Origin of the sequence: Algoriphagus algorifonticola (assembly GCF_007655305.1) — a bacterium.
Lineage (GTDB): Bacteria > Bacteroidota > Bacteroidia > Cytophagales > Cyclobacteriaceae > Algoriphagus > Algoriphagus algorifonticola.
This window is the reverse complement of record NZ_VLOG01000048.1, coordinates 28,513-53,319: the sequence shown is the minus strand read 5'-3', so window position 1 is coordinate 53,319 and position 24,807 is coordinate 28,513. Positions and strand designations below refer to the sequence as shown.

The following is a 24,807-nucleotide window of genomic DNA, read 5'->3' as shown; positions in this document are numbered from 1 at the left end:
TTTCTGAGTTTGAGCATCACTTAAATTGAGTGGTTAATTCTCCCCAGGCGAGGTACACCCCACCATTTTTGACTTTATATTTTTTTAATAATTGGTAGTCCGGGAAAGCAACCACTTCAGAAGCCATGGGAGTTTTAAATTCGGGAGATTTGAGGTAATGGGCGAAATTGGCATCCAGTAAGGTGCCTGGATTCAGGTAGTCCATAACAAGTATATGTTTAAACACCTGGCCTTTTCCCTCCTCAGAATCCATATAGCCAAGCAAACAGTTGACATCGTCGAAAATGAATATTTTCCCTTTTTCTGTAACCAATTCTGCCCCAAACTTTGGATCCATCAGGGTCATTTTGCAATGGTGACAAGCGTCCTGCCCTAGTACAATCGGACGCGGGTCTGCATTGCAAGACATCAGAATTGGGATCAGAGCAATCAGTATTCGTTTCATGATCAGTTGGGTTAAATGAAAGTTTTTAATTCAGCAGGTGGATGAGATTTATTTTCCTTTCCAATCCAGGTAAACAGCCAATATCAAGAGGCCCATTCCTCCTATCAATATCCAGCTACCGGTATCAGGACCGGAATACGCCAAGAAGTTTAGAAGTTGTTTATAACCAATTAGAGGTGGCTGGTAGCTCATTCCCTCTACTTTGATAGCTGCCTTTGGGTCAAGCTCATGGCCATACTCATAGCCCCAGAGGTACATATCCACCAGAATAGCAATACCAAAGGCGGAAAGAAGCCCCAGAAAGGAGTAAATCGACCATCTTTTTCCCACTAAGAAAAAGATCAGACCTAGTCCGATCATCGCACCAATCACATACTTTAGGTAATTGAATTCAGGAAACATCTCTACCCCGATATGCTTCATTCCGATGTAGTGGTTGACGCCGTTGATCTGGTCCACATTACCACTAAGCTGGTCGATCCAAATCTTCATATTCAGACCCTCAGGATATTGAGGAGCCCAGAGGCTAATCTGCCAAAGTGGAGTGAAATACGCAGGAATCAAAGTCAATACCGCCAGTAAAAGCAATATCCGATTGGTGAGGCTGAGGGATTTCATAATCAATTTTTGAAAATCGCCGGTGGAGATTCCCACCGGCGAAAGTGGATAGTTTTATTCAGAGGCTCCTGTGGAGTATTTCAGCGAGACATTCGACCCTTTAGGCGAAACTCTCAGATAGCCTTGCATCTCTTGGTGAAGTGCCGAACAGAAGTCGGTACAGTAGAATGGGAACACCCCTACGCGATCGGGTATCCATTTCAGCGTAGAAGTCTCTCCCGGCATAATCAAGAGCTCCGCAGTATTGGCTCCTTTGATTGCAAATCCGTGAGGCACATCCCAGTCTTGCTCCAAGTTGGTGACGTGGAAGTATACCTCATCCCCTACCTGTACCCCTTCGATATTGTCAGGTCGGAAGTTGGATCGGATGGAAGTCATATACACGTGTACCTGATTGCCTTTTCGCTCCACTCGGGCGTCATTAATTCCTTTGAGGGCATAAGGGCTGTTATTTTTTTCGATTGGATAGAATTTCACCTGACGGTCTTTGATCAAAGAGGCAGGAAAGGCTTCTGCATAGTGAGGCTCACCAATGGTAGGAAAGTCGAGAAGCAACTGCATTTTATCTCCCGAGATATCGTAGAGCTGAGCTGAGTGGGCCAGTTCGGGGCCGGTAGGTAGGTACCTGTCTTTGGTGATTTTGTTGTAAGCCACCAGATACTTACCATGAGGTTTTCCGGTAGGTCCACCTGGGATACTCAAGTGACCTACTGAATAATAGGTAGGCGCTCTATCCAGCACTTCAAGGGTCTCGATATTCCATTTCACGATCTCTGAGGACACAAACATGGATGTGTAGGCATTTCCTTTTCCATCAAATTCCGTGTGCAAAGGACCTAAACCTGGTTTTTGAACTTCGCCATGTAGTACTGATTCATATTTCAAAACCGGCATGCCCTGGATATCTCCTTCAAAATCTTTCTTTTCGATTGCGGCCAGCATTTTGGTGAAGGAGAAAACCGGAATGATCGCTGCCAACTTACCTGAACCGATGATGTATTCTCCAGTTGGGTCGGTATCAGTACCATGTGGAGACTTTGGACATGGGATGAAATAAACAATGTCTTTCAACACAGTTGGGTCCAAAGTTAACACCTCCTCCATGATCGTGGAGGTAGCAGAATGCGTTTCTTCATTCCACTTGTTGTGAGCATACCTTGCTTTTTTCTTGGTGCCTTTTCCGGCTTTCACATATTCTTCTGCTTTTTTCCAGTTGACCGCCATGATAAAGTCCTTATCCTTTTGGGAAGCATTCACTTCCAAAAGTGTATGAGCCATTTCGGTATTGTAGGTAGAGAAGAAGAACCAACCATGAGATTTATTTTTACCGGCTCGGGCCAAGTCAAAGTTGAATGGCGGTGCTTCAATCTGGAAAGAAAGGTTCATTTCCCCAGTCTCCTGATTCACCCCGATAAAGGAAATATAGCCTTTGAAATTCTCCTTGTAGGAGTCAATAGACACGTCCTGATTATCGCCAACAGGCACTGAGAAACGGGTACCCGCCACCACATACTCGGTGTTTTGAGTAATGAAAGGCGAGGAGTGGTTACCGGCAGAATTAGGAATCTCGATGATTTCCACTGTCTTAAAACTGTTCAAATCTACCCTTGCAATCCTCGGGGTATTGTTTGCATTTCCAAAGGCCCATCTGGCATCGTGTTCTGCATTGGTTGTGGAAATTGCGATGTGGTGCAAGTCATCCCAAGGCACAAAACCGTTTGCAGTATTGAGCATGGGCTTGGATTGTTCAGAGTAACCCCAGCCATTTTCCGGGTGAACGGAAAAAACAGGGAGAATTTTCAATACCCGACCGGAGGGAAGACCTACGACGGACATTTGACCATTAAAACCACCAGAGACAATGTTGTAAAACTCATCATGCTGTCCTGGCGCTACATAGACCTTAGCAGCCGCATCACCTGTGATGGCACTTTGGGCTCCTTTGGGCTTACATCCGGGCGCTATTGCTGCCGCAATCAGACCTGCAGCAAGTAGCCATTTGTTTGTTTTCATTTGGATTTTAGTTTAACTGGGTTATTTCACGGCAGCATCGCGCTGGCCTGCTTTTTCTTCGTCATTTTTTCTCATAAACTCCAGAATACCTCTTGCATCATTCATGGAGATATTTTGATTTGGCATTCTGGTAAGACATTCTTCCAGAAGCTTTTGTGCTTCGGGGTCTTGATCCAGCATCACGTCCACATTGGTAATCATATTCATGATCCATTCCGGACGACGTCGATTGGTTACACCCTGAAAACCCGGGCCCACCAGACGCTTGTCATTGAGCTGGTGACAGGCCGTACACTTCATGTCCACGATAGCTTTACCCTGGTCAGCCAAGGTTGCGTTGACACCCGGTCCGAGATCAACCGATTTTATTTCGCCTATCCCTTTGGGATCGGCAACAGGTGCAGCTGCTTCAGCAGCAGGAGAACCCGATTCGGAGGAGGAAGACTGTGATTCGCTTCCACCACCACAGGAGGTCATCAGCATCGCTACGATGCCCAAGGACCAAATCATCACTTTTTTCATAGTTTCGACATTGAGTTGATTAGAGTTGGGATACTTTAAGAAAGATTGGTTTTGTACATATGGACCGGAAAACAGACTGATAAAGGACAAGGCAAGACCTAAAGGGAAAAGGACAGAAAAAACAAACAGTCCTAGGTGATACCATGAAAGGTATCCCAACTGCATCCAGACCAGGGTACCTTGACCAAAGAGGAGAAGTTCTGTTCCAAGAAAACCTCCCAAAATGAGGCTCCATCCAATTTTGGAAGAAAGCGTAGAAGGAAGTCTGCCTTCTTCCATGGCTAAACCCACTATTCCGAAAGTCATTGCTCCCAGCATAACCAGATGAAGGAAGCCGATGACATACATTCGGATGGTATAAGAAATCACAGCAACCTCCGGAAATACCAGAAGAACCTGAAGAAAAGCCTTGGCTACCAAGCTTCCCAAAGCAAGCAGGATCAGCATTTTTGTAAAGGGCTGAGGGAAAAGCCTTGGAAGAGTCTTTAGAACTTTTTGGAGAAGGATGTAGTACGCCAAGGCCTGAATTATTACGGCCAAGGAATTAATCCAAAAGAAGATAGGTGAAGGTTTCGCCCAGGTAATAGCTAAGGCAAAAGTCAAGAATACAGACCCAATTAACAGTCCCTGCTGAAAGCTGGACAATAAGATCTTAATACCTCTTTTTTCTGCAAAAAAAACGATCATGCCAAGTGTTCCGAGCACAAACCAGGCATTGAGTTGGAAGTGCAAAAACCACTGAATGGTCATGAAATACAATTCATGCATCCGTCCCAAAGTGGCTGTCACAGGCCCCAAAGCCCATAGCCCCAAGGTCGAGATCAAATACCCGATCAAAGACCAGCGAATCAGCCGAATGCCTAGCGTGTATTCTTTTTGCCCTAGGGTCTTCCAAAGCTTGAAGATCAATGCATAGGAAATGAGCACAAACAGGGTAGAAAAGGTAATACTCACTACTCCATAGCCTTGCACTGGAAAAGAAAACAGCATTCCGAGCAGGGAAATGAGCAAGGCTATGAATAGCCATCCGTATTTTTCCCCATAGCTTGCTTTTCCTTCCAGCTCGAATATCATGGTTCCCATCAGCATCATAAATCCCCATCCCAAAAGGGCTAAATGAGAATGGGTATGGAGAATATGACGGTATTCGAGAACGGGGATTTCCACGATATAAAATGCTCTCATAGTCACACCCAAAAGCGCAGCGATCAGGAAAAATCCTACTGCCCATCGGTTCCAGATGCGAATAAAGAGTTCGTTTGGTTTTGAAATCCTCATGATATTCGGACTAAAAGGGGTTTATTTTTAAGAGTTTAATTCTGTATAAAGCACCGTCGCCTTTGGAAACAATACATTGTTTTCCAAATGAATATGGGTATGTAAATCCTGCTCAAACTCCTGCAGCATAGAAAATGCAACCCGGTAAGTTTGACAAGCATCCGCAGGTGCAGTATATCCCTGAGTCAAGGAGTCAATTCTTCTAAACCGCTCCCCTTCTGTGTCATGCTCGTCTTCCATCATAGAAATCGGGTTTTCGATATGTCCAAAATGTGGCTTTGAAAGCGGGAATCTGTTGGACTTGGCTTCTTCCATTGCTTTGATGTAAGGGAAAAGCACAAATTCTTCCTTCTTCATATGGATGGTCAGTGCATCTGCAGCTTCAAAAAACTCCTGGCGGATATGGGTCAGTTCTGGATGACGGTCGCCATGAACCCGCTCAATTTTATCGAGATAAAATTTCAAAGCAGGAAGAGTATCTTCGACATACTTGTGATGGATACTCACAATATGGTCAATCAATTGGCTGAGAGACATATCCTGGTATGGGCTCTGATCCGCCACTTGCATGATTGTTTCAAGCTTTTCGACTACTTCATCCAAGTCGAGGCCTCTTGTGCTACAGGCATCGGATAGTTTTACACCTCCTTTGCAACAGAAGTCGATCCCATATTCTGTAAATACCTTTGCGGTTCGAAAATTCTCGGCTACAATTTTGCCTACTTTTTTGTCAGTGATAGTTGCCATTTGAGTTGATTTTAAAGGATATTTTTATCTTTTATATTGGTAAATTTTTTAAGTTTTTAAGAAGCTTACCCCACTTTGAATCCCAAGGGCCATATCCTGTAGAGAAGTGGTCATCATCATGCCGGTCAGGTGATCCCGGATAGCCTTAAACTTATGATGAACCGCACAGGGATGGGCCTCGGAACACTCCTGTAGTCCCAGCGCACAGCCAATGAAGATCGAGTCCCCGTCAATGACCTGCACAATCCTATAAAGAGTTGATTTTCTGCCCTCTTCACTAATTTCAAAGCCTCCATTTGGGCCTTTGATAGATAGAAGAAGATTCTCTCTCACCAAAGTTTGAAGGATTTTTGCGGTAAAGGCTTCCGGAGAATTTATCGCAAAAGCAATATCCTTGATCCCCGCACGCTCTTTTCCTTCCGGTAAAGTGGCTAGAAAAACCATCGAATTTATTGCGTACTTACAGGCTTTGGAAAACATCTTCGTTCCGATTGATGTCTCAAATGTAATAGAAAATTAATAAAAGATAAAAATATCCTGTAATATTTTTTTATTAGAAATTCGGTTTAAAAAGTTATTTCTTGAATTTCACCTCATCTGTATGTGCCTCATCATTATTAAAAACATCTTTTAAAGGTTAGGAGCGGGAAGGAATTGCGGAAAAAATTTCAATATTTGAAGCGATCATAATACCAAGTGAATTAAAAAAGGCAGGTATTTGTATGAATGCTGCTCATCTGGCATCTCTTCATAAATCCATCATTCATTTCCTCCACACCCCCACCCTGCTTTTTAAACCTGGCTTTTTGCTCTCACCCAAATCGCCAAGAGTCTGCTTATCTCCCCGAAAAGGCTGCAAGTAATAGCTTCCGAAATAGCCTTTCCCCCTTAGCCAGGTGTTCATGGCATCAAGGTCGGATGCCCTCAATTGCTCCGAATGAACTGTAGTCCGAACCTCAAAGGGAACGGAAGACGAGACCATGATTTCCAAAGTTTTCTCAAAAGACCAAAACAAATCAGATCGGGTAATTTCCCAATACTTTTCTGGTAAAGATTTAAAATCAAGGGCCACATAGTGCAGCAAATCTTCGATAATTAGCTGTCTAATTACCTCAGGCCGGCTGCCGTTGGTGTCGATTTTCACCTCAAACCCCATCTTTTTCACCTCCCTTACAAATGGAATCAACTGAGGATGCATCGTGCATTCGCCTCCGCTGAACACCACCCCATCCAGCAAGTGACGGCGGCTTTGCAGAAATTCCCTGACATGAGCCCAACTCAGCTTGCCTTTGCCAAGAACGATCTCGGGATTGTAGCAGTAGTCGCAGCGCATGTTGCAGCCGGCAAACCAAAGGATGCAGGCTGTTCGGTCTGGAAAATCCAGCATTGTAAAAGGGGAGATACTAAAAACAGGTCTCCCCTTTTCCATGCTATTCGACGAAGTGGGTGCGCTGCTTGTGTTCACCTTTTTTGCCGATGTTAAAACTTTCTACAGGTCGGTGGTAGCCCATCACGCGGGTGTAAACGAGACATTTGGTACGTTTTTCCTCATGGAGTTGGAGCTTGGTTTGGGTTTCGATGTGTTCAGTGCTTGTCTGCATAGTTTATTGGTTTTTGGTTAAGTGAATTGAGTAGATCTTCATCGCAATGCGGGCAGTATTCATGTTCGCCGTTGAGGTATCCATGTACCGGACAAATACTGAATACCGGAGTGACGGTGATGTAAGGCAACTTGAAGTTGGAAAGCACCTTCTTCACCAGTCGGCGACAAGCCTCAGGCGAAGAGATTTTTTCCCTCATGTACAGGTGCAGCACGGTACCTCCGGTGTACTTACATTGGAGTTCGTCCTGTAGCATTAAAGCCTCAAATGGATCATCGGTGTAGTCCACCGGGATTTGAGAACTATTGGTATAATATATGTTTTCCTCCATTCCAGCCTGGATGATATCGGGAAATCGTTTCTTGTCCTCTTTGGCAAAACGATAAGTCGTCCCTTCTGCCGGGGTGGCCTCGAGATTATAAAGGTTTCCGGTTTCTTCCTGAAATTCTTTCATGCGATTTCGGATGTATTCGAGGAGCTCAGCGGCAAAATTTTGTCCGAAGTGTCCCGTGATATCTTCTTTTCCCTGGGAATAATTCAGAATCATTTCATTTAATCCATTCACGCCAATGGTGGAAAAGTGATTTCGGAAATGCTTCAGATAGCGCTTGGTGTAAGGATAAAGCCCCCGGTCGAACATTTCCTGAATGAAAACACGCTTTTTCTCCAGGGTGGATTTGGAGATTTGCATCAGGTAGTCCAATCGCTCATAAAGCCCCGCCTTATTTCCGGAGTATAGGTAGCCCAAGCGTGCCATATTGATCGTCACCACCCCGATACTTCCAGTCATCTCGGCACTTCCAAAGAGTCCATTTCCCCGCTTGAGCAACTCCCGCAAGTCGAGTTGAAGTCTACAGCACATCGATCGAACAGCATTGGGTTTGTAAGCATTTGGATTTTCAACCTTTTGACCCTTTTCATCTAGCGTGTATTGACTTCCGATGAAATTTTGAAAATAAGAAGACCCAATTTTGGCCGTGTTTTCAAATAGCAAATCCGTATTGGGTCCGTACCAGTCAAAGTCTTCGGTGATATTGACCGTGGGGATTGGAAATGTAAAAGGCTGCCCATTCGCATCTCCTTCTGTCATGATCGTATAGTAGGCCTTGTTGATCAGCTCCATCTCAGGTTGGAAATGCTTGTAGGTGAGTTCTTCCAAGGAATGAACTCCTCGCTTTTTCGCCTTTTCCATCAACAAATCAGAATCAATTCCCTGAAATAAGTGAAGATCATTTTTTGTTGGCATTTGGTCTTTTAGATCCTCAGGCACCACCCAGTCGAGTGTCACATTGGTGAAAGGCGATTGCCCCCATCTCGCAGGCACATTGAGATTATAGACAAAAGAGCGAATGGCTTTCACAATCTCCTTGTAATTAAGCTGGTCCTTAAATACATACGGAGCCAAATAGGTATCAAAAGAACTGAATGCCTGTGCACCAGCCCATTCACTTTGGAGTATCCCTAGAAAATTGGCCATTTGTCCCAAAGCTTCTCGAAAATGTGCCGGTGGACGGCTTTCAACCCGGCCTCGCACCCCATTGAATCCTTCATTGAGCAAGCCCCTTAAGCTCCAACCTGCACAATAGCCGGTCAAGCAGTCCAAATCATGGATATGGATATCTCCATTGCGATGAGCATAGCCTTCCTCTTTGGTATAAACTTTATCAAGCCAGTAGTTGGCTATGATTTTTCCTGCCACATTATTGACCAAGCCTGCATTGGAGTAGGAAGTGTTGGCGTTGGCATTGATCCGCCAGTCAGTCTGCTGGATATATTCTTCGATTGTCTGGGTACTGTCCACATAGGTGGTGTCATCGTTGAGTCCAGCCACATGTTCACGCTGGAGTTTTCGGGTATGACGGTAGAGCATATAGGACCGCATGACCTGAAAGTAACCCGACTGAAAAAGCTCCTTTTCGATTAAATCCTGAATCTCTTCAACCACCCATGTGGTCTTGGAAGCTAAATTTCTGAGTATTCGATCAAAAACCAAGGAATTATAAGTTTCTGACACACTATAAAAGCCTTTTTTCAGGGCGTCTTCAATCTTAAAGGAGGCAAAAGGCTCATATTCTCCATTTCTTTTGATCACATATTGTTCCATATTTCATTTAATTAAGGGATTATTTTATCCTTTAATATTGAATAAAAAGCGAGCCAACTGAAAAAAATCTGAACTAATATTCCTCAGATTCCAGCATGATATTTATCATGAATTTTTATCGAAACAAGGTATCCTCAATTCATTTTTGAAAATATAAATTGGTTACCCTATGAAGTTAGCTAATCAAAATTCTTTTATTTTAGCCTTAAATGACTATTTACTAAAAAAAATACCTAGAATTTTATATGCTAATGAATTCAGAATGATTTTTCATCTGCAAAAATTAAAAAATTATCTCTCAAGTGAAATCCATAGATCTTAAGTCTTAGAAATAAAAAGTTGAGAAAATTATTAAAGGACTTTTTTATCTTTTAATAATAGATTTGTAACTTTATACACGAATCTGGGACGCCGTCCCTTTTCTTAACTTTAAAAAGAGGACACCAATATCCTTTATTATATGAAAAATATCGCAGAACTACCCATAAGCGAAATAGTCTCAAAGGATTACAGAGCTGCTTTGGTATTCCGGACTTTCGGAATAGATTTTTGTTGCAAAGGAGATCAGAAAATTCAGGAGGCATGCACTCAAAAAAAGGTAGACCCCCACCTTTTGTTTGAAAAACTTGTCGAAGCATTCACCCAACCTTCTGAGGACCACTTCGATTACAAAAGTTGGCCTCTAACCCTTTTGGCTAACTATATTGAAAATAAGCATCACGCCATGCTGCGGGAACGGATTCCACTAATCCGGAAATTCCTAAAGCGAGTCGTCAAGGTTCACGGCGCCCATGAACCTCAGCTCAAAAAAATCAAAGCCCTTTTTGAAGATTCCACCGAAGATTTAAAAAGACATTTAGAACAGGAGGAACTGATAGTTTTTCCGTTCATCCGCAAGATTTGCACAGACGAAAAGAGAAAAAAACTGCTTTTAAGCTCAAATTTCCAGAAAATCCGAGAATTGATCTACCAATTAATGGAGGATCATGCTCAAGAAGGAGCGTGTTTGGAAGAGATCCGGAGACTTTCAAATGATTACAATCCTCCCTCTTATGCCTGCAACACCTACAAAGTAGCCTTTGCATTACTTCAGGAATTTGATGTAAATCTTCAGAAGCATATGCACTTGGAGCATAATATCTTATTCCCCGAAGCCATTTCCTTGAAACCTGACCAGAGCATAAACTAATTGAAAGAAATGATTTCCTCCTCATTCAAGGCCTTCTACCTGCTCCCCTTTATTCTTTTGGGTTTGGTGGCCGGGATATCCGGAGGCTGGATCAGGCTTGGCTACCCAGCGCTCCCCCTTGCCGAAGCCGCAAGTCAACATGGATTGATTATGACGGGTGGATTCTTGGGTACTTTGATTTCTTTGGAGCGGGCCATGGCCATGGCAAAAAAAACATGGCTTTTGATTCCTTTCCTTACCGGGATTTCAGTTTTCGTTTTTCTCCTTGGTCTCTCTGAAGTCGGTTTGCTCCTATTGACCACAGGGTCTCTTGGGCTAAGCTTGATTATGCACCTGCAAACCCTGAAGCAACCAAAATTCCACTCCGCGTTGCTGTATGGAGGTGCGGTCTCCTGGTTTATCGGCAATTTTCTTGCATGGCAGACTGGATTGATTGCGGCGGGAAGTATTTGGTGGATTGGCCTCCTCCTGTTTACTATTGTAGGCGAACGGCTTGAATTGAGCCAGTTTTTACCAGTCCCGTCCTGGTCACAAAACGCCTTAAAATCTCTCCTTGCCCTATTCACTGTGGGCTTGATCGTTCCCTTTCACGCTTGGGGCAATGAGATTATGGGAATTTCAGCCCTATTGATTGCTGCATGGTTGTTGGTTTTTGACATGGCAAAGGTGGCCTCACGCAAAGCTGCCCAATTCCGCTATATCGGGATTGGATTACAGGTCGGATATTTATGGCTGGGGATCCATGGCTTGATTTTGATGGGAATGGAAAATCACGCCTTATACTACGACTTGATGCTTCACACCTTCTTTTTGGGATTTACTTTTTCCATGATTTGGGCACATGCTCCGATTATTTTCCCCACAATTTTTGGGATCAGGGAGACCCCTTATCATCCGGTTCTTTGGATCACCTGGATCGGTTTTCAGCTTAGTCTTTTTGGAAGGATTGTGACTAGTATCCTAGGTGAATATGAGCTGCGCAAAGTATTAGGAATAGCGAATGGGTACTTGATTTTGATTCAGTTTGTGCTGATGGCAGGAATTATTATCTGGAAAATAGGGAAAGGTGGTACTTCCAACCAATCTGGGAACAAAATTTACAGAGAAGGCAGGAAAAAGATACTTCATTGAGCTTATTTTCAGGATCCCAAGTCGTAAACCAAGTTTTCAGAAGGTAAAAGATTTATTTTCAAACTACTCTGGGGAATCCGAGATTTCGGGCATCAAGTTTTTTCACATCAAGAACTTATCACCCTCTTTTGCTCGATTTCAAAAGATCTCAATTTAAATAGTCGCCTCGAGTATCGAGGATTGTTTTACTCAATCATTTAAAAAATAAGCTAATAAATTAATTTCTGTATGCGTTTTCATACTTGAATACTGGCGAACCAACCTATTAAATAGGATAAAATTATCTCGCTAAAATAACCTTATATATATTAATATAAATTTTCTTAAGATTTTTAAAAAATAATAAAGGATTTATTTGTCTTTTATTTTTATAGCATTTACATTTAACTGATGATTCAATAACCTTAAGCATTCAACTTTCAAAAAGATCCAAATTCTTATCTCTCTTCACTATGAAAAAGTTGCTTTATCTCCCTTCTTTGTTTCTGGCCCTGGCCGCCTGGTCTTGTGGCGGTCAGGCCACAGAAAGCACAACTTCTACCGCTGAGTCTGCTCCAGGGCCTGGACAATCTTCTGTTGTGGACGATGTTTCCAATCCTAATGTGGTACAAGTAGCCATTGGCTCTACAGATCACAGCACACTTGTGGCGGCATTGAAAGCCGCAGACTATGTAGATGCTTTGACCAATGTTGGACCATTTACAGTCTTTGCTCCCACCAACACCGCGTTTGATGAATTACCCGCCGGTACTCTAGATGATCTAATCAAACCAGAGAATCAACGAAAACTTCGAGACATCCTCGAATACCATGTTTTACTGGGAGTTTACAAACCCGGTGATTTTGTAAATGCCAGGAATCTTGGAACAGCAGATGGTCGATCAGTCACCGTCACTGTTGCCGAAGATGGAACGGTAACCATTAATGGAGCAAAAATTATCGGTACTGTCACCGCATCCAATGGTATCATCCACGTCATTGACCAAGTCCTACTTCCAAAATAGGAGACTATTTAAGAATTTTCTTAGGGTTTTTCTTGAAAGGCCGGGGTTTTGCTACTTCCGGCTTTTTTCCTTTAATAAGTGAAGGTTATATTTCGGATAAAATTATCCAATATGTTCTCCCAAGCTACCAAGTACGCTATCAAGTCCGTGATTTACATTTGGACTCAAAGTCTCGAAGACAGGAAGGTTAGTGCTAAGGAAATTGGCCAAAAAATAGGTGCTCCTGAGGCGTTTACTGCCAAAATTTTACAGAATCTCACAAAAGCCAAGATTGTGGGATCAATCAAAGGCCCTAATGGAGGCTTTTTTGCAGATGAATCCCATGCAAATTTCAATTTGAAAGACGTGGTCAAAATCGTGGATGGAGATCAGCTATTTTCGGGATGTAGCTTGGGGCTTCATAAATGCTCAGAAAAAAATCCCTGCCCACTTCATTTCGAAGTAGTAAAGGTCCGTAAAGAAATTGATATTATGCTAACCTCAAAGAGTCTCAAACACCTTGCCGTAGAAGTGATCAAGGGCCAAACCCAATTGGGAAATATAATTTGATTTTCATCGAGTATGCCGCCCGAAAATCATGCAATTTTAATTGGTTAGGAGGCTAATCATTCTTCAATTAGCTGTCTTTTTTAATAGACCCTTCCAGAGATTAATTAAAAATCAATTTGAGGAAGCTTAATAATATTTTATTTGGGAGTTACTTTTATAGATTAAGAAACTGCCTTACTTTTTTGAATTTTCAGTTTAACTGAGTGGATATAGGATTTTTCAAAGCAAATAGCCAAAAAAGCAGTTCCCTTTTTCAGGAAAAAAGAAAAAGCCCAGATAAATTAAGTTCTGGGCTTATTAACATTTAAATATTTAAAGTCTAAGAATGGAATTTCATTTTTTCCTATTTTCCAACAATTGCTTAGTCACCTCCTTATTCCCCCCACCAAACTGTTGGGTCTTTTCCAGGTGATCTAAGTATTCATTCAGATACCGCTGAGAAATCTCAGAGTTATCTCCATATTTTTTTCTTAAGTCATCTAACTTTTGATGTAGCTCCTTTTTCACTTGGGCATAAGCTGGATCATCATAGACATTCTGGAGTTCTTTCGGATCTTTGATCCTATCAATCAACTCCCATTCGTCCACATCATAATAGTAGTGCGTCAGCTTGTACTCCTTGGTTACTACCGCATAATGCCTTTTAACCATATGAACGGATGGGTATTCATAATAATGATAGTAAACTGCATCTCTGGTCCATTTTTCATTTTCACCTTTGAGCAAAGGCAAAAGACTTTCACCCTGCATATGTGAAGGAGCCGGAATTCCTGCTGCTTCGAGTAGGGTTTGAGCAAAGTCTAGATTTTGAACCATCTCATCTGATTTGGTCCCTGGCTTAACCTTTCCCGGCCAAGCCACCAACAATGGAGTTTTGAAAGACTCATCATAGACAAATCGCTTATCAAACCAGCCATGCTCTCCTAGATAAAAGCCCTGATCTGAGGTGTAAACGACAATGGTATTTTCCATCAACCCATTCTCTTCCAAATAATCCAAAACTCGACCCACGTTTTCATCAACAGCTTTAATGGTAGCCAAGTAATCTTGCATGTAGCGCTGATATCTCCATCGCATCAAATCCTCCTGCGACATGGATGCATAGGTCTTTTTAAGGGAGTCAGCTATAGGTCTATAGTATTTATCCCAAGTTGCCCTTTGCTCAGGATTCATTCTTCCAATTTCATTTTCCAATGCTCTCCAATCCCAGTCAGAAGTCGGTGGAATGCCCAGTTCTTTCAAGACTTCCGGATATATTTTGGAATCACCTGCCCAGTTCATGTGTTTGAGCAAATTCATTTCCGCTTCTTTTGCAGCCCTTCCTCTTCCAGAGTAGTCATCAAACAAAGTAGCAGGTTCAGGGAATGTCCTTTGAGTAAACTCTTCCAAATGCCTTCCCGCGGGTGCCCATTCCCTATGAGGAGCTTTATGCAAATACATTAGCATAAAAGGCTGGTCGGTTTTTCTCTCATTCTGAAGCCAATCTAAAGTCATGTCAGTGATCACATCGGTCACGTAGCCCTCCACTTCTATCCTACCCTCGTTTTTGGTAATAAATGTAGGATTGTAATAAACTCCCTGACCAGGTAGAATTTTAAACTGATCAAATCCTTTAGGATTATTTCCGAAATGAAGCTTTCCAAACATAGCAGTTTGATAACCCGCTTCATGAAAGAGTTGAGGAAAGGTGACGTTGGTAGTATCGAAGGGAAAGTAATTATCGACCTTTCCATTCAAATGGGAATGTAAGCCAGTCAATATAGTAGCCCTGCTAGGAGCACAGATGGAATTCGTCACCGTGGCATTGGTAAAAAGCATCCCCATTTTTGCTATCCTATCAATATTGGGAGTTTCTATCAAATGATCGCTATAGGCTGAAATAGCCTGATAGGCATGATCATCTGACATGATGAATACAATGTTGGGAGGGCTTTTCTTCTCCTCAGGGGATTGACAGGAAAAAATAGCGATTAGGGAAAAACTGATGTAAAATAGGCTTAAGGATCGTCTCATAAGATTTATTGCTGGGTTTAGTGAGATACCCTAAATCTAAAAAACTTATGGAGACAAAATTACCCGTTCACATAATTGCCCCTCTTAATCGAAAAAATTGCCCGAATAGTCAAGTTGGCTTTCCATAAATTGGGGACATCCTTAAATTTGAGAAACCCAAAATACCCTTGATTGTGAAGAAAATCAGCCTCTTTTTACTATTCCTTTTTTACAGTGTAATCGGCTTCTGTCAGGAAACCCCAGTTTTCGAGGCAGGTCAAGAAGGTCATGCCATCTACCGTATTCCTGCCATTATTTCATTGCCAAATGGAGATTTACTGGCTTTTGCAGAAGGTAGAGTAAATGGAACCGATGACTTTGGGGATATCAATTTGGTCATGAAAAGAAGCTTGGATGGTGGACATACCTGGTCTCCTATTCAAACATTGGTGGATTATGACAGCTTACAGGCTGGAAACCCAGCCCCGGTCGTTGACCTGTTTGACCCTAAATACCCCCATGGCGTCATCATCCTTTTTTACAATACTGGAAATAACCATGAATATGATATTCGGATGAATAAGGGTGTGCGGGAAGTTTGGATGATGAAATCCTTCGATTTGGGAAGAACTTGGGAAACTCCAGAAAATATTACCCTACAAGTTCACAAACCCAATAATCCGAGTTTCAATCCTGCCTATCAAAACCCGGAAGATTGGAGACATTATGCAAACACTCCGGGGCATGCATTTCAGTTTCAAGAAGGTCCCTACAAAGGAAGAATCTATGTAGCAGCCAATCATTCTAAAGGAGATCCGCAAGACAATTTTTCAGAATATCAAGCCCATGGTTTTTTTACAGATGATCATGGCAATAGTTTTTCATTATCTGAGTCCATAGATATTCCCGGTTCAAATGAATCCATCGCTGCCGAAATAAGTAATGGACGCATGATGATGAGCATCAGAAATCAACGTGGTGATATCCCGCAGAGGATTTTGGCCTACTCCTCAGACGGAGGCCAAACTTGGGAAAATGTTCATTTTGAAGATCAGTTACCAGACCCCGTTTGTCAGGCATCTATTTTGTCTATTGGTGAAATAGAAGGCAAAACCATTTTGGCACATTCAAATGCCGCAGATACGGAAGAACGCAATTATCTGACTATCAAAATCAGTTATGACGAAGGCCAAACATGGGACCATATGATTCCCGTCGATTACACTGGAGACTCAGCCCTTTTACCTTGGACAGCTTATTCTGATCTGGTGAAACTCGATCAAAACAAGCTGGGCATACTCTATGAGAGAAATCAGTATCAGGAAATAGTTTTCAAGGTATTGCCTTGGAAATAAGGCTCAAAAAGTGAATACTGTTTATCTTGATTATACCTAGCAAAAAGGCTGGAAGTTTAACCATTCCAGCCTTTGACTTGCTTAGCTTTTATTATTTTAATTTTTTCAACCCTTTCAACTCCTCTTTGGAAGCTTCCTTGATGTGAACGGCATATCCTCCACCCGGAGCGGAAAATTGTTTAAGTATTGATTTAGCATCCACTGCAAATTTTTTAATTTCATAAGCCTGTGGATTGCTTTTGAAATGGGCACCTGATTTATCCGAATAAATTACCGCTATATAGGATTTGGATGGGTCCAGAAAGTTGAAACTTACCTGCCCTACTCTTTCGTCCATTCCATTGACATTACCGACAAACCACTCGCCGGAATCCTTCGCTTTCCTCGCAATAGTCAGGTAATAGCCAGGTTCTGCCTCCAAGTACAAACTTTTCTCCCAGTCTATAGCCACGTCTTTGATAAACTGAAATGCATGAGGGAAACGGTCATAATTTTCTGGATAATCTGCTGCCATCTGAAGCGGTGAATACATGGTCACATACAAGGCTAGTTGGTTAGCCAAAGTACTGTTGACATGGGATCCATTGAAAACATCCATTTCAAAAATTCCCGGCGTATAATCCATCGGCCCTCCAATTTGTCTTGTAAATGGTAAAATGGTCACGTGATTTGCCTTGCTTCCGCCAAATGCCTGATATTCTGTTCCCCTGGCTGATTCGTTGGCAATCAAGTTAGGCCATGTCCTTGCAACCCCAGTCGGTCTAACCGCCTCGTGAGCATTGACCATGATTTGATATTCCGCAGCTTTTTCTATGGCATATTGGTAATGATTGACTAGCCATTGGGAATAATGATATTCTCCTCTTGGAATGATATCTCCCACATAGCCACTCTTCACCGCTGGATATCCATAGTCTTTCATCAACTGATAGGCTTCATCCATGTGTCGCTCATAATTTCTGACTGAAGAAGAGGTTTCATGGTGCATAATCATCTGCACACCTTTCGCTTTTGCATAATCCCTCACACCATCTATATCAAAGTCTGGATAGGGAGTCACAAAATCAAACACATAGTCCTTGGAATTGCCAAACCAATCTTCCCATCCTACATTCCAGCCTTCCACAAGTACTCCATCAAAACCATGCTTGGCTGCAAAATCAATGTACTTTTTAACATTTTCAGTGGTAGCACCATGTTTGCCATTGGGTTTTACTTGAGAGTAATCAGTTATACCCAATTTGACCGCTTTTAACTCATCGGTGTATGCCCAGCTACTTTGCCCCGTAATCATTTCCCACCAAACTCCCACATATTTCATAGGCTTAATCCAGGAGGTATTTTCGATTTTTGAAGGCTCATTTAAATTATAAGTGATGCGGGATTCCAGAATTTTTGCAGCATTTTCACCCACAATTACTGTTCGCCAAGGGCTTTGTGAAGGAGTGACCAAAAAACCTTTATTGCCTTGAGAGTCGGGCGTCAAGTGGCTTTCAAAAACCAAGTCTTGATCGTTTAGATCCAAGTGCATAGCAGGGTAATCTATCAAAGCTGCCTCATGGATATTGATATATAAACCATCCGCTGACTTCATCATCAAGGCTGTCTGTACTCCAGTATCTGAAAATGGAGTTTGGGAAGCATTTGGAGTAATGGCTTCTTCCATTAAGGATCGAATTTCCGTCAACTTGGACTCCATGTAATCGTATTCCTGGGTATCATAATCTCCCGGAATCCAAAAAGCCGTATGATCTCCAGCCATAGCAAACTGTGTTCTTTCCTCCTGAACAACAAAGTGTCCCAGGTTTTCCTGAACAGGAAACTCATAGCGAAAGCCCAGTCCAGTATCAAAAAGTCTAAATCTGATTTTGATAATTCTGCCTGTTTCTGCCTGCTCTAACTCTACCAAAAATTCATTGTAATGATTTCTGATTTGGCTTTCTTCTCCCCAAACCGGATTCCAAATTTCATCTTTGGATGAGGTCTCTGAGTTTTTGACCTGAAATCCCTCCAACAAGTCGATCTCATCATTTTTCAAATCAAAGCCCAAAAGACTGGAAAGAACCACCGGCTTATTTTTGAAATTCAGCTGATAGCTAGGTTCTCCCTTATCGGAAAGAGAAAATTCCATTTGGAAATTCCCGTCGGGAGACCTGAGTACCTGTGCCTCAACAAAAAGCGAAATAAAGAATCCTGCAAGTAGCAGGAAGGTTGATTTTTTAAGCATAACAACATAAAATTTAAGCATACAAAGAAAGGATTTATCCTCTTGCCATTGTAGCAATGCCATTAAATTATTAGATTTTGAAACAAAACCCTTTAGCCTACATCTATGAAAATCTGCACTTTACGAGTATCAGGCTTTTTCTCCCTACTTTTCTTGACAAGCCTGATTTTAACTTCCTGTCAAAGCCCCAAGGAAGAGGAGAAATCAAGTCCGATATCCTCAGGAAATTTACTTCGGGATTATGTTCAAGCTCCTGATCCAACTTTTAGATACGAAATCGTCCATAGCAGCTCTGAATCAGACCATGATTACCATGTCTTAAAAATGTACTCCCAGCATTGGTTGGCCGATAGTCTAGTCGATGAAACTGAATGGTGGCATTGGGTGTCTATTGTTGTTCCAAAAAAGGTAGAACATCAAACCGGCATGATGTGGATAGGTGGCGGGGCAAGAGATACTCCACTTCCCACCAAGGCTCCACCGCTTATCTTGGAAGCGGCAAAACAAACAAACTCCATCACAGCGCAAATTCACAACATCCCCTTTCAGCCGCTGACCTTCGCGAATGATTCATTTGGAGAGCGATATGAAGATGCAATTATTGCTTACGGTTGGAGGAAATTTTTGGAAGGTGGAGCCAAAGATGAAGATGCCATTTGGCTGGCCAGATTTCCCATGACAAAAGCAGTAAAATTGGCTATGGATGCTGTATCTGAAGTGGCAAAAAATACCTATCAACAGGAAATCAACAACTATTTTGTAGCTGGAGCATCTAAAAGAGGATGGACCACCTGGACAACGGCTGCCACGGATTCAAGAGTAATTGCCATAGCACCAGTTGTGATAGATCTATTAAACTTGGAGCCCTCCTTTGCACATCACTGGAGAAATTATGGCTATTGGGCACCTGCTGTCAATGATTATGTGCGGGAAGGAATCATGGACTGGATGGGTACTCAGGAATTTGGAAGACTTTTAGAGTTAACTGAGCCTTATTCCTTCATCGATGAGCTGAACATTCCAAAGTTATTAATCAACGCCGCGGGGGATCAGTTTTTTCAGCCTGACAGTTGGGAGTTTTATTGGAGTGACTTGAAAGGGGAAAAGCACGTTCAATATGTTCCCAATTTCGGCCATGACTTATCCGAATCTGATGCCCTGCCAAATTTGATTTCTTTCTATGCCTCAATTTTGAACCTAACACCTAGACCCACTTATAGCTGGGAGGTTCAGGAGGATAAGATCCTCATTCAAACTGACAGTACCTATTTACCAACTTCGGTAAAACTTTGGTCAGCATTCAATCCCCTTTCCAGAGATTTTAGAATAGATGAATTCGGGCCTAATTGGGTAGCCGAAGAAATCAGCATGCCTGCTTCAGGAAAATTGGAAGTTATGATGAAGGAGCCGAATGAAGGGTTTAGAGCGTATTTCGTAGAGCTAACTTATACAGGTAAGAGTCCGCTCAAAGTGTCTTCCGGAGTAGAAGTTTTACCAAGAGCTTATCCATTTGAGGCTTTTACTCCCAAAAGGAAGGCTACCGCAGCGGAATAAAATCCCAACCCAAAATTTGACCGATAAACAATAAACTTTGCCAATAATATTCAAGAAGCCTTAAATTCAGATTCTCCAATCAATTTTAAACTATTAAACCTCAATTAACCAACCCATGAAAGACCCTAAAAAAACCGGTTCTGGACAGTCCCGGAGAGAGTTTATTAAAAATGCAGCCATTGCCTCTTCTTTTTTTATAGTACCTAGAAATGTACTGGGAGGAGTTGGATTTACAGCTCCTTCTGATCAACTGGTATTGGCAGCAATAGGTGCCGGAGGAAAAGGTGCCAGTGATATAGAACTTGCTTCAGTAGGAGGAAGAGAAAGAGTCATCGCTCTTTGTGACGTTGATTTTGCAGGTTCAGCCAAACGTTCAGTTGACAATTTCCCCAAAGCCAAGCTTTTTGCCGACTATCGGGAAATGTTGGATAAGATGCCTGAAATAGATGCTGTGACCATTTCTACCCCAGATCATGTGCATGGGCCTGCAGCCAAATATGCGATGGAGAGAAATAAGCATGTGTACGTGCAGAAGCCCATGACCCATAATATCCGTGAGGCTAGAATGCTGACAGAAATGGCAAGAAGCCAGAAGGTAGTTACTCAAATGGGAAATCAAGGTGGTTCCAACCCCCTATTGAAGCTGGTGCAGCAATGGATAGATGAAGATAAAATCGGTGCTATTTCCAAAGTTCAGGTTTGGACCAACAGACCTGTTTGGCCACAAGGCGGAGCTTTCCCCAAAGCAGAGCCCGGAGCCAAACCGGATGCACTAAACTGGGATTTATGGTTAGGACCGGCACCTGAGATTCCTTTTACTCCTAACCTTCATCCATTCAATTGGAGAGGTTGGTGGGATTACGGAACAGGTGCATTGGGCGATGTAGGATGTCATTTGATTGATATTCCGTTCAGAACTTTAGGATTGAAATACCCGACTGATGCAGAATGTAGTGTAGGCTCTGTATTCAGCCAAATGTGGACTCCGGATTACCATCCTGAGGGATGCCCTGCGTCCTCTTTCATCACCTTACATTTTGACGCTACGCCAAAAAGTAAGTCAAAAATTGAAATGACCTGGAGCGACGGAGGTATCCGCCCTTCTCATCCTGACATCATCCCTGCCAATGAGGATATTGGAGGAGCAAACTCTGCCAATGGAGTATTAATTATTGGTGAAAAAGGAATCATTTCCACCAATATCAATGATTCATCCCCATTGATGCCTAAACTCTACCTCAATGACGGAACCACAGAAATGGGACCACAGTCTGAAGAAGGTTTTGAAAGAGAATATGGCCATCAGAGACTATGGGTCGAAGCATGTAAAGCTGGGTTTGGCAGCAAAGAACACCAAGGCTTGACTTCATCCTTTGACTATGCAGGTCCTATGACAGAAACAGTATTGATGGGTAATTTGGCCATCCGAAGCTATATGCTTCGCAAGGAAAACAGTCAGGGTAGAATGGAGTTTTTTGCCAGAAAAAAACTACTCTGGGACGGCGAAAATATGCGAATTACCAATCTGGAGGAAGCCAATCAATTTGTTGGTAGACAGTATAGAAAAGGATTTGAAGTTTAGATTTCAAGTCTACTTAAGCCCTTTCGAATGCTGTCGAAAGGGCTTTTTTCATTATGATAAATGATAAAATTAGCTTCATGAAAAATTTATACACTCGCTGGTTAATCCAATCTGTATTGGGTCTGCTTCTCACGGGAACTGGTCTCTCAATGGCTATTGATGCAGGATTGCAAAAGCTTTCCGGAAATGAATGGTTTTGGTATGGGGCCGCTGCTCTGATTGTATTTCAAGCAGGGCTATGTTTAGTAATTGACGGATTGAGATTTCATCCAAAATCTTCGAAATGAACGCTTCATAGTCTTATATTTCTGAAAAATTAAAACACCCAACAATATGATTAAGAAAATCAGCATAGCAATTTTGATTATACTCATTGCTGTTCAATTCATTCCTTATGAAAAGAATGAGTCTGCCAATTACGAGTTTGATATTTCAAAAAGCTATAATATACCAGACAATGTGCAGACCATCTTTAAAAATGCCTGTAATGATTGCCATACCAATCAAACCATTTATCCTTGGTATAGTCAGATCGAACCTGTGGGCTATTGGTTGAATAGTCATGTTACTGATGGCAAGCGACACCTGAATTTTTCTGAATTTACCAATCGCCCATTGGCAATTCAATATCATAAATTGGAGGAAGTAGTTGAAGTAATGGAAGAAAAGGAAATGCCTTTAGATTCCTATACTAATTTCGGATTACACCCCGAGGCAAATTTATCAGATGAGGAGAGGGAAATTTTAATAAACTGGGCCAAAGAGCAACTAGCCTACCTGCAAGCTACCTACCCTGCTGACAGTTTGGTTCGAAAAAGAAACTAAAAAAACTGGCTAATAAATTAGCCTAATGTCACCTTGAGTCTTAAATATTTTGCGAATTTACAAAAAATGGAAATGACAGAACTATCCAAAAATAAACTTTTGTCTAATCATTTTTTAAGTGAAAAATCTATTTAGTGAGGGCGCGGTGGCCTGACGCAGCAGGGGGCCAGCGTCCGGCCTTGTGCGGCTGGAGCTTTGCTGCGTCTTGAACTTTTGGTTCTTTTGGTTCAAGCCAAAAGAACGAAGAATAAAAGAGAAATTCTTGGTCGGACCTGAATATGGTCATTATAGCTTACACTAATTCTTAATAACGGATAAATGAACCCCGAAATCAATGAATTTTCAAAATTTCATTTAATCTCTTATTTATAAGTGTCTACCTGACAGAAGACAAATAGGCGAAATTCACGTCGTAAGTTTTTACCTTTAATTCGACTTGATTAGACATAAAAAAAGAGAGACTGAAACCAGTCTCCCTTATTATTTAACTAATTATTTTATTCTCCAAATAGGTCAAAGTTGAAATCATTAAATATAGAAATCAACTTTCTATCTAAAATTGACATATTCTTCATGTCAGTTTCATTGAAGGCACCTGAGGCAAATCCTTGCCATAATTGATTACCTGTAGTAGCATCCATAAAGTTAACTATTACAGTCCCTTCTTTCACAGGTACCATTTTAGTGGACACTGACCTTGGACCAAATCCTAAATAATCTTGACCATTTGTCATAGTGTAGGTTCTCAATTCTGTGTCTTCTTCCAAAATCTGAAAGTTGACTAACATATCAGGATCTTTCTCATCCAAGATAAATCCTCTAGCTTTCATTTGAGTCTCGATAGCTTCTTTCAAATGACTTCTGGCTGTCAAATTGTTATAGACCAACACCATATCATCACTCACTAGCATTTGATCGTTTGGGATCATATCTTTTTCAAAAACCCAATTGTAGGTTTGATATTCAGACAAATCAGCACCTTCTCTTTTATCGGTATAGACTGTCTGGCTCAACGCAAAGCCAACAAGGAGAAAATTAGCAAATATTAAACTAAATATATTTTTAAAATTAAATAACTTCATGATTGGTTAAAATTTAAGATGAAACAAATTATTATAAATCTTTAAATGACTTACACTATATATAACGTTAATATATAATAAATGTTACGAACATATATAGATTAAAACATTATATATATTTGATAGAAAGAGGCTATGTTGGATAATTATTTTTATATGCTCTCTCCTTAGCTCCACTACAGATAAATTAAGCACTGGAAAAGTTTACAAATCCAATGTATATTCCACCAATTCTGACAGGTCTTACTTCATTGGGTTCTATAGCCTAAACAAATTCCAATTTTATATTTATATAAAGGTACTTGCAAATCACGACTAGTCCTAATCAATTTTTTTTACTCACAGCAAGGATGATAATACAGAAAAGCGTACACCACCAAGTAAAAAAGCCCTGCATGCCTGCAAGGCTTTAAATAAATTCTTGTCATTTTTCCTTATCTAAAACGTAGACTTATCTTGATAATGAGGAACACAAGAAGATAAAAAACGACCGACCAAAATAGTATATTCAATAATAGGAACCATCCGGAGATTTCTACAATTAAATGCACCCAATCAACAGGAAATTTGTAAAAAGCCTTTACAATAGAATCCAAAGTAGTAGGCTTAGACCAGCCCGAAAAAAATATAATACCAGTAAAATTAAATAAGCCGTATAGGCAAAAGAAAGCAAGTGCTAGTTTAAGTGCTAGTTTATTCATTAGTTCCCCCCCCTAGGCGTAGATTCTCCAAAGCAGCTCTGAAGTGCCGATTGAGGCTGGGTGAAGTTTTCCCGCCCTGCATGCTGGCCCAAGGTTAAAATCTTCCAAAGGGAAGATTTCTTAACACCTTGTCCTACCCTCATATCCTTTCCAATTTGCAATTGGTTCATTTTAATCGTCTTTTATCATAAGCAAATTACAAATTTGTATTCATATGAAGGTAGGATCGAGCGTTACAAAAAGCTTTAGTAAAGCTTTTTAGGGAGAGGCCGGTTTGCAGGGTGGACA

General features: G+C 41.5%; 21 protein-coding genes. 9 read left to right on the top strand and 12 right to left on the bottom strand.

What is annotated here, in order from left to right; all coding sequences use genetic code 11:
• Nucleotides 1-16: 16 nt before the first annotated feature.
• From FL972_RS12605 to FL972_RS12565, 9 genes are all read right to left on the bottom strand, one after another.
• Nucleotides 17-445 carry a nitrous oxide reductase accessory protein NosL gene (locus FL972_RS12605; RefSeq protein ID WP_144605818.1) on the bottom strand — a complete coding sequence of 143 codons (429 nt, stop codon included), beginning with the start codon at nt 443-445 and terminating at the stop codon, nt 17-19.
• Nucleotides 446-493: 48 nt separating this feature from the next.
• Nucleotides 494-1,063 (bottom strand): hypothetical protein, encoded by a 570-nt coding sequence (locus tag FL972_RS12600; RefSeq protein ID WP_144605817.1) that lies wholly within the window; start codon nt 1,061-1,063, stop codon nt 494-496.
• Between the two features lie 54 nt (nt 1,064-1,117).
• Nucleotides 1,118-3,076 (bottom strand): Sec-dependent nitrous-oxide reductase, encoded by a 1,959-nt coding sequence (gene nosZ, locus FL972_RS12595; RefSeq protein WP_144605816.1) that lies wholly within the window; start codon nt 3,074-3,076, stop codon nt 1,118-1,120.
• A 21-nt stretch (nt 3,077-3,097) separates the two neighbouring features.
• Nucleotides 3,098-4,876, bottom strand: coding sequence for a c-type cytochrome (locus FL972_RS19600; RefSeq protein ID WP_250161346.1), 1,779 nt, complete (start codon nt 4,874-4,876; stop codon nt 3,098-3,100).
• A 27-nt stretch (nt 4,877-4,903) separates the two neighbouring features.
• Complete coding sequence (ric, locus tag FL972_RS12585) at nt 4,904-5,623, bottom strand: iron-sulfur cluster repair di-iron protein (RefSeq protein ID WP_144605815.1); 720 nt, start codon at nt 5,621-5,623, stop codon at nt 4,904-4,906.
• 48 nt (nt 5,624-5,671) lie between these two features.
• A complete protein-coding gene (locus tag FL972_RS12580) occupies nt 5,672-6,103 on the bottom strand; it encodes an RrF2 family transcriptional regulator (RefSeq protein ID WP_144605814.1) in 432 nt (143 codons plus the stop codon).
• Nucleotides 6,104-6,386: 283 nt separating this feature from the next.
• Nucleotides 6,387-7,052, bottom strand: coding sequence for an anaerobic ribonucleoside-triphosphate reductase activating protein (locus FL972_RS12575; RefSeq protein WP_144605813.1), 666 nt, complete (start codon nt 7,050-7,052; stop codon nt 6,387-6,389).
• Nucleotide 7,053: 1 nt separating this feature from the next.
• Entirely contained in the window at nt 7,054-7,224 is a 171-nt protein-coding gene (gene nrdD, locus FL972_RS19680) for an anaerobic ribonucleoside-triphosphate reductase (RefSeq protein ID WP_144605812.1), read from the bottom strand.
• A complete protein-coding gene (locus FL972_RS12565; RefSeq protein ID WP_144605811.1) occupies nt 7,208-9,328 on the bottom strand; it encodes a ribonucleoside triphosphate reductase in 2,121 nt (706 codons plus the stop codon). The genes nrdD and FL972_RS12565 overlap by 17 nt, the downstream gene beginning before the upstream one ends.
• A 460-nt stretch (nt 9,329-9,788) precedes the next feature.
• Here FL972_RS12565 and ric (FL972_RS12560) point away from each other — a divergent pair, with 460 nt between their 5' ends.
• The 4 genes from ric (FL972_RS12560) (at nt 9,789) to FL972_RS12545 (ending at nt 13,201) form a co-directional block, all read left to right on the top strand.
• Nucleotides 9,789-10,517 carry an iron-sulfur cluster repair di-iron protein gene (gene ric / locus FL972_RS12560; protein WP_144605810.1) on the top strand — a complete coding sequence of 243 codons (729 nt, stop codon included), beginning with the start codon at nt 9,789-9,791 and terminating at the stop codon, nt 10,515-10,517.
• 9 nt (nt 10,518-10,526) lie between these two features.
• Nucleotides 10,527-11,648: a hypothetical protein gene (locus FL972_RS12555; protein WP_144605809.1), complete on the top strand. Its 1,122-nt coding sequence runs from the start codon at nt 10,527-10,529 to the stop codon at nt 11,646-11,648.
• A gap of 452 nt (nt 11,649-12,100) precedes the next feature.
• Nucleotides 12,101-12,652, top strand: coding sequence for a fasciclin domain-containing protein (locus FL972_RS12550; protein WP_144605808.1), 552 nt, complete (start codon nt 12,101-12,103; stop codon nt 12,650-12,652).
• A gap of 111 nt (nt 12,653-12,763) precedes the next feature.
• Nucleotides 12,764-13,201 carry an RrF2 family transcriptional regulator gene (locus FL972_RS12545; RefSeq protein ID WP_144605807.1) on the top strand — a complete coding sequence of 146 codons (438 nt, stop codon included), beginning with the start codon at nt 12,764-12,766 and terminating at the stop codon, nt 13,199-13,201.
• Between the two features lie 333 nt (nt 13,202-13,534).
• On the opposite strand, the gene FL972_RS12540 is transcribed toward FL972_RS12545, so the two are convergent.
• A complete protein-coding gene (locus FL972_RS12540) occupies nt 13,535-15,214 on the bottom strand; it encodes a sulfatase family protein (protein ID WP_144605806.1) in 1,680 nt (559 codons plus the stop codon).
• Nucleotides 15,215-15,387: 173 nt separating this feature from the next.
• On the opposite strand from FL972_RS12540, the gene FL972_RS12535 reads away from it, so the two are divergent.
• Nucleotides 15,388-16,548, top strand: a complete 1,161-nt coding sequence (locus tag FL972_RS12535; RefSeq protein ID WP_144605805.1) for a sialidase family protein — start codon at nt 15,388-15,390, stop codon at nt 16,546-16,548.
• 91 nt (nt 16,549-16,639) lie between these two features.
• On the opposite strand, the gene FL972_RS12530 is transcribed toward FL972_RS12535, so the two are convergent.
• Entirely contained in the window at nt 16,640-18,775 is a 2,136-nt protein-coding gene (locus tag FL972_RS12530; RefSeq protein ID WP_144605804.1) for a glycoside hydrolase family 97 protein, read from the bottom strand.
• Between the two features lie 105 nt (nt 18,776-18,880).
• Between FL972_RS12530 and FL972_RS12525 the strand changes: the two genes are divergently transcribed.
• From FL972_RS12525 to FL972_RS12510, 4 genes are all read left to right on the top strand, one after another.
• Nucleotides 18,881-20,329, top strand: coding sequence for a PhoPQ-activated pathogenicity-related family protein (locus FL972_RS12525; RefSeq protein ID WP_144605803.1), 1,449 nt, complete (start codon nt 18,881-18,883; stop codon nt 20,327-20,329).
• 115 nt (nt 20,330-20,444) lie between these two features.
• Entirely contained in the window at nt 20,445-21,911 is a 1,467-nt protein-coding gene (locus tag FL972_RS12520; RefSeq protein ID WP_144605802.1) for a Gfo/Idh/MocA family protein, read from the top strand.
• Between the two features lie 77 nt (nt 21,912-21,988).
• Nucleotides 21,989-22,198, top strand: a complete 210-nt coding sequence (locus FL972_RS12515; RefSeq protein ID WP_144605801.1) for a hypothetical protein — start codon at nt 21,989-21,991, stop codon at nt 22,196-22,198.
• Nucleotides 22,199-22,244: 46 nt separating this feature from the next.
• Complete coding sequence (locus FL972_RS12510) at nt 22,245-22,736, top strand: heme-binding domain-containing protein (RefSeq protein ID WP_144605800.1); 492 nt, start codon at nt 22,245-22,247, stop codon at nt 22,734-22,736.
• Nucleotides 22,737-23,233: 497 nt separating this feature from the next.
• Here the strand turns inward: FL972_RS12510 and FL972_RS12505 are convergent, their stop codons facing one another.
• Nucleotides 23,234-23,818 (bottom strand): DUF4136 domain-containing protein, encoded by a 585-nt coding sequence (locus FL972_RS12505; RefSeq protein WP_144605799.1) that lies wholly within the window; start codon nt 23,816-23,818, stop codon nt 23,234-23,236.
• Between the last annotated feature and the right edge of the window lie 989 nt (nt 23,819-24,807).